The sequence below is a fragment of the Kitasatospora sp. NPDC002965 genome (assembly GCF_040611255.1).
Classification (GTDB): Bacteria; Actinomycetota; Actinomycetes; order Streptomycetales; family Streptomycetaceae; genus Kitasatospora.
The window spans coordinates 45,914-54,282 of the sequence record NZ_JBEXNT010000058.1 but is presented as its reverse complement, the minus strand read 5'-3'; the positions used below and the strand labels follow the sequence as shown (position 1 = coordinate 54,282).

The 8,369-nt window shown below is 74.2% G+C and carries 6 protein-coding genes; 1 reads left to right on the top strand and 5 read right to left on the bottom strand.

Features of this window, described 5'->3' with window-relative positions; genetic code table 11:
* Positions 1-101 precede the first annotated feature (101 nt).
* Positions 102-1,094 (top strand): hypothetical protein, encoded by a 993-nt coding sequence (locus ABZY91_RS22450; RefSeq protein ID WP_355404727.1) that lies wholly within the window; start codon positions 102-104, stop codon positions 1,092-1,094.
* Positions 1,095-1,185: 91 nt separating this feature from the next.
* On the opposite strand, the gene sucD is transcribed toward ABZY91_RS22450, so the two are convergent.
* The 5 genes from sucD to ABZY91_RS22425 all read right to left on the bottom strand — a co-directional run bounded on the left by sucD (position 1,186) and on the right by ABZY91_RS22425 (position 8,348).
* Positions 1,186-2,070: a succinate--CoA ligase subunit alpha gene (gene sucD / locus ABZY91_RS22445; protein WP_329885331.1), complete on the bottom strand. Its 885-nt coding sequence runs from the start codon at positions 2,068-2,070 to the stop codon at positions 1,186-1,188.
* Positions 2,071-2,089: 19 nt separating this feature from the next.
* Entirely contained in the window at positions 2,090-3,262 is a 1,173-nt protein-coding gene (sucC, locus tag ABZY91_RS22440; protein ID WP_329885332.1) for an ADP-forming succinate--CoA ligase subunit beta, read from the bottom strand.
* A gap of 380 nt (positions 3,263-3,642) precedes the next feature.
* Positions 3,643-4,842 carry a VWA domain-containing protein gene (locus ABZY91_RS22435; RefSeq protein WP_355404725.1) on the bottom strand — a complete coding sequence of 400 codons (1,200 nt, stop codon included), beginning with the start codon at positions 4,840-4,842 and terminating at the stop codon, positions 3,643-3,645.
* Positions 4,843-4,870: 28 nt separating this feature from the next.
* The gene (locus tag ABZY91_RS22430; RefSeq protein WP_355404723.1) at positions 4,871-7,216 is read right to left on the bottom strand and encodes a DUF5682 family protein; all 2,346 of its coding nucleotides are present in this window, start codon (positions 7,214-7,216) and stop codon (positions 4,871-4,873) included.
* A 37-nt stretch (positions 7,217-7,253) separates the two neighbouring features.
* Positions 7,254-8,348: an AAA family ATPase gene (locus ABZY91_RS22425; protein ID WP_355404721.1), complete on the bottom strand. Its 1,095-nt coding sequence runs from the start codon at positions 8,346-8,348 to the stop codon at positions 7,254-7,256.
* Positions 8,349-8,369 lie beyond the last annotated feature (21 nt).

Sequence of the window (8,369 nt, the reverse complement as noted above, 5' to 3'; positions counted from 1 at the left end):
GGCGAGGACGACGAGCGGAGCCTGCGCAACAAGCTGGACGCGCTGTACGTCCCCGGGCCACGGTGGGACGGCACCGCCGTGGTGGAGCCCGAACCCGGCTCGTGCAGCAGGCGTTCCTGCTCACCACCTGCAAGCACCGGGCCGTGCACTGCGTCGGGCGCGCGTTCGGGGAGGCGCGGCGGCGGTGGACGGAGGTGGTCGCGGCGGGCGCGCCGGAACGGTGGGTGCGGACGCGGGCGTTCGAGCTGGCCCTCTCGCCGTGGCACCGGGGCGGGCCCCGGCGGGCGCACGCCTGGCGACTGCCGCACCGGCGGATCAAGGTGCGCCCGGCCGACGAGTCCCAGGCGGTGCTCCCGGACCACGACCGCCTCACCGACCGCGACCGCGCGCTGCTGAAGGCGCTCCGGCGACTCTCCCGCCCGCAGCGCCGGGCACTGGTGCTGCACGACGGCCTGGGCCTGCCGGCCGACGCGGTGGCGGTCGAGGTGGAGTCGACGGTGGCGGCGGCCGAGGGCCGGGTCTGGGCGGCCCGGACGTCGCTGGCGCACTGGGTGCCGGACCTGGTCGGGACGGACCCGGCGGCGGACGGGTTCGCCGACCGGCTGAGCGGGCTGCTGCACCGGGCTGCGGTGCGCGGGGCCCCGGAGCCGCACCGCCCGCCGGTGCCGCTGCTGCGGGCCCGGCACGGGCTGGTGAACGCGGGCCGGACGGGGGCGGCGGCACTGCTCACGGTGGCGGTGGGCGGCGCGGTGGCCGCGACGCTCGCGGGCGGCGGGCCCGGGGAGCTGTTCCGGCCGGCCGATGCGCCGCCGCCGGTGCTCTGCGCGCCGGTCCCGACGCTCGCGACGGAGCCCGAGGCGCTGCTCCCGCTGCTCCCGGACGGGGCGCCCTCCGGGATCCGCAGCCTCTGGTGCTCGCCGACCCCGGGCCTGGAGCCGGTGGTGATGGATCCGCCGCCGCCCCGGCCCGACGATCCGTACCGGCCGCCGACGGCGGGGCGGGCGGCCGAGGCGCTGCCGCCGCCGGGCACGGTGGCCGTCGGTCCCCACCCGTGCCACGACTGGGCACTGCACCCGTGCGCGGCGGGTCGCTGAACCCCGGCCGCCGGGGCCGGGCGACGACCCCGGAAAGGCGAGCGCCCCCGCCCGGATCACCGGACGGGGGCGCTCGACACGAGCAGGAGCGTCAGCCCTTGAACAGCTCACGCGCCAGGCGGGCGGTCTCGGACGGCGTCTTGCCGACCTTGACACCGGCGGCCTCAAGGGCCTCCTTCTTCGCCTGGGCGGTGCCCGAGGAGCCGGAGACGATGGCGCCGGCGTGGCCCATGGTCTTGCCCTCGGGGGCGGTGAAGCCCGCGACGTAGCCGACGACCGGCTTGGTGACGTGCTCGGCGATGTAGGCCGCGGCACGCTCCTCGGCGTCGCCGCCGATCTCACCGATCATGACGATGAGCTCGGTCTCCGGGTCCTCCTGGAACGCCTTGAGGGCGTCGATGTGGGTGGTGCCGATGACCGGGTCACCGCCGATGCCCACGGCCGAGGAGAAGCCGATGTCGCGCAGCTCGTACATGAGCTGGTAGGTCAGGGTGCCGGACTTCGAGACCAGACCGATCTTGCCGGCCTTGGTGATGTCGGCCGGGATGATGCCGGCGTTCGACTGTCCGGGGCTGATCAGACCGGGGCAGTTCGGGCCGATGATCCGGGTCACGTTGCCCTTGGAGCCAGCGTGGGCCCAGAAGGCGGCGGTGTCGTGCACCGGGACGCCCTCGGTGATGACGACGGCCAGGCCGATCTCGGCGTCGATGGCCTCGACGACGGCGTCCTTGGTGAACTTCGGCGGCACGAAGATGACGGTGACGTCGGCACCGGTCTTCTCGATGGCCTCGGCGACGGTGCCGAAGACGGGCACGTCGGTGCCGTCGACGTCGACCGTGGTGCCGGCCTTGCGCGGGTTGACACCGCCGACGATCTGGGTGCCGGAGGCGAGCATGCGGCGGGTGTGCTTCATGCCCTCGGAGCCGGTCATGCCCTGAACGATGACCTTGCTGTCCTTGGTAAGGAAGATAGCCATGGTGTGAAAGTCCCCTTCCTTACTTGTTGGCCAGCTCGGCGGCGCGGTCGGCCGCACCGTCCATGGTGTCCACGCGCTGGACCAGCGGGTGGTTGGCGTCGTCGAGGATCTTGCGACCCAGCTCCGCGTTGTTGCCGTCGAGGCGGACGACGAGCGGCTTGGTGACGGCCTCGCCCTTCGACGCGAGCAGCTCCAGGGCCTGCACGATGCCGTTGGCGACGGCGTCGCACGCGGTGATGCCACCGAAGACGTTGACGAAGACCGACTTGACGTCGGGGTCGCCCAGGATGATCTCCAGGCCGTTCGCCATCACCTCGGCGGAGGCACCGCCACCGATGTCGAGGAAGTTGGCGGGCTTGACGCCGCCGTGGTTCTCGCCCGCGTAGGCGACCACGTCGAGGGTGCTCATGACGAGACCCGCGCCGTTGCCGATGATGCCGACCTCGCCGTCGAGCTTGACGTAGTTGAGGCCCTTGGCCTTGGCGGCGGCCTCCAGCGGGTTGGCCGCGGCCTTGTCCTCGAGCGCCTCGTGCTCCGGCTGGCGGAACTCGGCGTTCTCGTCCAGGGAGACCTTGCCGTCGAGCGCGATGATCTTGCCGTCACCGGACTTGATCAGCGGGTTGACCTCGACGAGGAGGGCGTCCTCCTTGATGAAGACGACCCAGAGCTTCTGCAGGACATCGGCGACCTGGTCGGCGATCTCGGCCGGGAACTTCGCGGCGGCGACGATCTCGGCGGCCTTCTCCGGGGTCACACCCTCGTTGGCGTCGACCGGGATCTTCGCGAGCGCCTCCGGGTTCTGCTCCGCGACGACCTCGATCTCCACACCGCCCTCGACGCTGGCCATGGCCAGGAAGGTGCGGTTGGTGCGGTCGAGCAGGAAGGAGACGTAGTACTCCTCCTTGATGTCCGCGGTCTGGGCCAGCATCACCTTGTGAACGGTGTGGCCCTTGATGTCCATGCCGAGGATCGCCCCGGCCTTGGCGACGGCGTCCGCCGGGTCGGCGGCGAGCTTGACGCCACCGGCCTTGCCTCGGCCACCCACCTTCACCTGAGCCTTGACGACGGCGCGGCCGCCGAAGCGCTCCGCGATGGCGGCAGCGTCTGCGGCGGTCTCGATGACATCACCGTCAAGCACGGGCACGCCGTGCTTGGCGAAGATGTCCCTCGCCTGGTACTCGAACAGGTCCACGTGTTTGTCCTTGTTCGTGGTCGCGGATTGTGTCTCTACGAGCGTGCCACGGCAGGATCTTCGCTGCGGGTCGTCGGGGCGGTGCGGGTACGCAGAGGTACGGCCTTGCGGCCCACACAGCCACGGGCGCACACGTCAATCAACACGCGCGTCACGTCCGTCTGGCAGGTTATCGCCGTACGACGGGCGTGTTTCGCCCGGGACCGGCCCGTCTTTGGTGAGAACCATCACAGAAAGCCTACGGGCGCACGCCGGGCGCTCTGACCGGCGGGTCAGCCGAGCCGTGCCACTCCTTCCCTCGTCCGGGTGAACCCGGCTCCGCAGCGTTAACGCCCCCCCTGGTCCGGCCCCCGATCACGTCCCTCGTTCACGCGCCTCGTTCACGCCCCCTGGTCCGGGACCGGGACCGGGCGCTTCTCGATCGCCGCGGCCATGATCTCCGGGAAGACGTCGGGCGTGCAGGCGAAGGCCGGGGCCCCCAGCGCGGCCAGGGCGGCGGCGTGCGCGTGGTCGTAGGCGGGCGCGCCCTCGTCGGACAGCGACAGCAGCGCGATGAACTGGACCCCCGCCGCCTTCATCGCGGCGACCCGCTTGAGCATCTCGTCCCGGATGCCGCCCTCGTAGAGGTCGCTGATCAGCACCACGATCGTCTCCGACGGCCGGGTGATCCTGGACTGGCAGTAGGCGAGCGCGCGGTTGATGTCGGTGCCGCCGCCCAGCTGCGTGGCGAACAGCACGTCGACCGGATCGGCCAGCTGCTCGGTGAGGTCGACCACCGAGGTGTCGAAGACGACCAAGCGGGTGTCGAGGCTCTTCATCGAGGCGAGCACCGCGCCGAAGACCGCCGAGTGCACCACCGAAGGCGCCATGGAGCCGGACTGGTCGATGCAGAGGATGACGTCCTTCCTCACCGCGCGCTGCGCCCGGGCGTGGCCGACCAGCCGCTCGGGGACGACGGTGCCGTACTCGGGGAGGTAGTTCTTCAGGTTGGCCCGGACGGTGCGGTCCCAGTCGATGTCGCGGTGGCGCGGCCGGTTGACGCTGGCGCTGCGGTCCAGCGCGCCCCCGAGGGTGGCCCGGGTGCGGTCGGCGAGCCGGCGCTCCAGCCGGGCGACGACCTTGCCGACCACCGCGCGGGCGGTCTCGCGGGTGGTCTCGGGCAGCGCGTGCTTGAGCGAGAGCAGGGTGCCGACCAGGTGGACGTCCGGCTCGACGGCCTCCAGCATCTCCGGCTCCAGCAGCAGCTGCTCCAGCCCGAGCCGGGTGATGGCGTCCTGCTGCATCAGCTGGACGACGGTGGCCGGGAAGTACTCCCGGATGTCGCCCAGCCAGCGGGCCACCTGCGGGGCCGAGCCGCCCAGGCCCGCGGCCCGTCGGCCGGTCCGGCCGACGGCGCGGCCCTCCTCCGGGGTGCCCCGGTAGAGCGCGGCGAGCGCGCCGTCGATCGCGGCGTCCCGGCCGCGCAGGGTCCGGCCGGTGCCGTCCGCCTCGCCGCCGAGGACCAGTCGCCAGCGGCGGAGCCGCTCGTCGGCGTCGAGGGGGGCGGCACCGGGGGTGGTGCCTGCGGTGGTGGCTGCCATCGGGTGCTCCTCTGCGGTCGAACGCGGATCAGGTGTCGCGGGCCCCGGCCTGCCGGGGGATCCTCGGCCGGTGGCCGGGGCGGTCCGGGGCCGGAGCCAGGCCGAGCAGCAGGGCGACCGCGGGCAGGGCCGCCTGCGCCCTGGCCGGGTCCAGCTCGACCGTGCCGTCGGCCGGTCCGGCCGGTTCGGCGTCGAGCGGTCCGGCCGCCACCCGGCTGCCCACGGTGGTGCGGACGCCCGTCTCCAGGGTGGCGAAGGTCCGGCGGAGCAGGGGCAGCACGTCGGTGAAGGTGTCCACCGACACGCCGGCCAGCCAGGCGTCGAGCAGGCCCAGCAGGCGCGGGTCGTGGAGCAGCAGGGCGCCGCCGCCGGTGAGGAAGCCCTCGATCCAACCGGCCGCGTCCGCCGGGCTGCCGGCGGCGGAGAGGACCAGGCCGAGCCGCCGGCCGGCCTCCTCCGGGTCGAGCCGGCCGTCGTCCAGCAGCAGCCGGACGGCCCGCCCCCGGAGCAGGCCGGGGACACCGGTGGCCGGTCCGCCCGCCGGCTCGCGCCGGGCGAGCGCGCGCAGCGTGTCGGCCCACCGGTCGGCGAGGCCGCCGGCCTCGTCCAGCAGGCCGATCGCGCCGTGCACCTCGTCGAGGTGGCCGCGCATCAGTGCCGCACCCGCCGCGTCCAGGCCGGTGGAGGCGGGCGGCAGACCGATGCAGATCCGGTCGGCGAGCCCGCCGGCCACCTCGTCGAGCGCACCGTGGTCGGTGCCCCGGACGTCTCCGTAGCGCAGCGCGCGGACCAGGGCGGGCAGCGCGCGGGCGAGGTGGACGACGTCGGTGTCGAGGGCTGCGCAGTCGGCGAGCACCCGCATCACCTCGGGCAGCGCGTCGGCCAGCCCGGCCACCAGGCAGGACTCGACCAGGGAGGTGAGTTCGGCGAGTTCGACGGCGGCGCGGGCGGTGCCGACCGCCTTGCCGGCGGCGGCCCGTTCGACGGTGGTGCCCCACTGGGCGGCCTCGGCGATCCGGACGGCGAACTCGGGCTGCCAGCAGAGTCGCCAGCTCTCCCGGAACGTCCCGGTGGAGGCCACCGCGGACCGCGCCGGTACGCCCCAGTCGACGCCGAGCAGGCGGAGCCGGTGCAGCAGCCGGGAGCGGGCCGCGTCGTTCTCCTTGCGCAGGTCGAGGTCGAGCTCGCGCGGCTCGGCCTCGGGCTTGAGCCGCAACGTGCGCTGCCAGCGGGTGAGGTCGCGCTGGAGCGGGACGGCCGGCGCGCCGTCGGGCACCTCGCCGAGCGCGTCGCCGATCACCAGCCGGTCCCGGACCAGGGCCAGGGCGACGTCCGAGCCGTCACACATCACCGACCGGACGGCGTCCAGCGCCTCGGTGAGCCCGGCGAGCGGGCGACCGCGCATGACGGCGAGCGCGCGGGCCAGCCGGACGGCCTCGATGACGTGGGCGGAGGAGACCGGGTGGTCCTCGGCGCGGAGCAGACCGGCGGCCCGGGTGAGCCACTCCGGCAGCGGGTCGCCCTCCGCCCGGAACAGGTGGTGGTACCAGCCCGGGGAGACGATCCCGGCGCCGTAGCCGCTGAGCTGGGAGAGCCGGCGGTGCGTCCAGGGCACCCAGGTGATCTCGGTCCGGACCTTCCTCGGCAGTCCGGCGAGCACCGACCGGTCGTGCGCCACGGTGGGCATGACGGCCAGTGCGGGGACGTGGAAGGCCCCGCAGACCACGGCGATCCGCCGGTGGCCGGCCCGGCGGGCGGCGCGGATCTGCTGGCGCATGTGCGCCTCGCGCTGTTCGTCGTGCCGGGTGACGCCGCCGCCGTCCTCGCGCAGCGCCGTCATCGCCTCGGCGACGGCCTCGAAGGGCGCGAGGGCGTCGGCGCCGGGCAGCCGGTGCTCGACGACGTCCTCCCACCAGCGCTCCGGGTCGTCGTGGCCGGCCGCCTCGGCCAGCCTGGCGATCGGGTCGCGCCGGAGGCCGGGGTCCGCCTCCACGACGCCCCCGTCCGCGCCCCCGTCCGCGCCGCCCTCGGGGGGCTCCGAGGGCTCGGAGCCGGCGAAGCCGTAGGCGGCCGGCAGGTCGATGAAGCGCACCGGGACGCCGAGTTCGGCCGCGTACCGGATCGCCACCCACTCCGGCGAGAACGCTGCGTACGGCCAGAACGCCGCCCGGGCCGGGTCGTCCGCCGCGTGGGCCAGCAGGGCGACCGGCGGCACCATCTCCTTGTCGGCGGCCAGTCCGAGGATCGGATCGGCCTCCGGCGGGCCCTCGACCAGCACCGCGTCCGGCCGCAGCAGTTCCAGCGCGGCGGCCACCGCGCGGGCCGAGCCCGGCCCGTGGTGCCGTACGCCGAGCAGCGTCACCTCTGCGCTCATCGCGCCTCCCTCCCGATGTCGGTTCCGGTCGTGCTGGTCAGCGGGCGTTCTCGCGGGCGGCGCGGTAGAAGTCCTTCCAGCCGTCCCGCTCGCGGACCACGCCCTCGACGTACTCGCGCCAGACCACCTGGTCGGCGACGGGGTCGCGGACCACGGCACCGATCACGCCGGCGGCGACGTCGCCGGCCCGGAGCACGCCGTCGCCGAAGTGGGCGGCGAGTGCCAGGCCGTTGGTGACCACCGAGATCGCCTCGGCCGTGGAGAGGGTGCCGCTGGGCGTCTTCACCTTGGTCCGGCCGTCGGCGGTGATCCCGGCCCGCAGCTCCCGGAACACGGTCACCACGCGCCTGATCTCCTCGGCGCCGCCCGGCAGTTCGGGCAGCTGCAGGGAGCGGCCGAGCTGCTCGACCCGGCGGGTGACGATGTCGACCTCCTCCTCCAGCGACCCCGGCAGCGGCAGCACCACGGTGTTGAAGCGGCGGCGCAGGGCGCTCGACAGCTCGTTCACGCCCCGGTCCCGGTCGTTGGCGGTGGCGATCAGGTTGAAGCCCCGGACGGCCTGCGTCTCCGAGCCCAGCTCCGGGATCGGCAGCGTCTTCTCCGACAGGATGGTGATCAGACTGTCCTGGACGTCCGCCGGAATGCGGGTCAGTTCCTCGACCCGGGCGATCTTCCCGTCCGCCATCGCCCGCATCAGCGGCGAGGGCACGAGCGCCTCCCGGCTGGGCCCGTTGGTGAGCAGCTGCGCGTAGTTCCAGCCGTACCGGACGGCCTCCTCCGGGGTACCGGCGGTGCCCTGGACCAGCAGGGTGGAGTCACCGCTGATCGCCGCGGCGAGGTGCTCGGACACCCAGGTCTTGGCGGTGCCGGGCACCCCGAGCAGCAGCAGCGCCCGGTCGGTCGCCAGCGTCGTGACGGCGACCTCGACCACCCGGCGCGGGCCGACGTACTTGGGCGTGATCACGGTGCCGTCCGGGAGTTCGCCGCCCAACAGGTAGGTGGCGACCGCCCACGGCGACAGGCTCCAGCGCTCCGGACGCGGACGGTCGTCCTGCCCGGCCAGCGCGGCCAGCTCGGCGGCGAAGGCGTCCTCGGCGTGCTGCCGCAGGACGTCGGTCGTGACGTCGGTCATCGGGACTCCTTCGGGTCGGCC

Coding starts and splice junctions, on each gene's coding strand:
- ABZY91_RS22425 (WP_355404721.1), bottom strand. CDS start 8,348: ATGACCGACGTCACGACCGACGTCCTGCGGCAGCACGCCGAGGACGCC.
- ABZY91_RS22430 (WP_355404723.1), bottom strand. CDS start 7,216: ATGAGCGCAGAGGTGACGCTGCTCGGCGTACGGCACCACGGGCCGGGC.
- sucD (WP_329885331.1), bottom strand. CDS start 2,070: ATGGCTATCTTCCTTACCAAGGACAGCAAGGTCATCGTTCAGGGCATG.
- ABZY91_RS22435 (WP_355404725.1), bottom strand. CDS start 4,842: ATGGCAGCCACCACCGCAGGCACCACCCCCGGTGCCGCCCCCCTCGAC.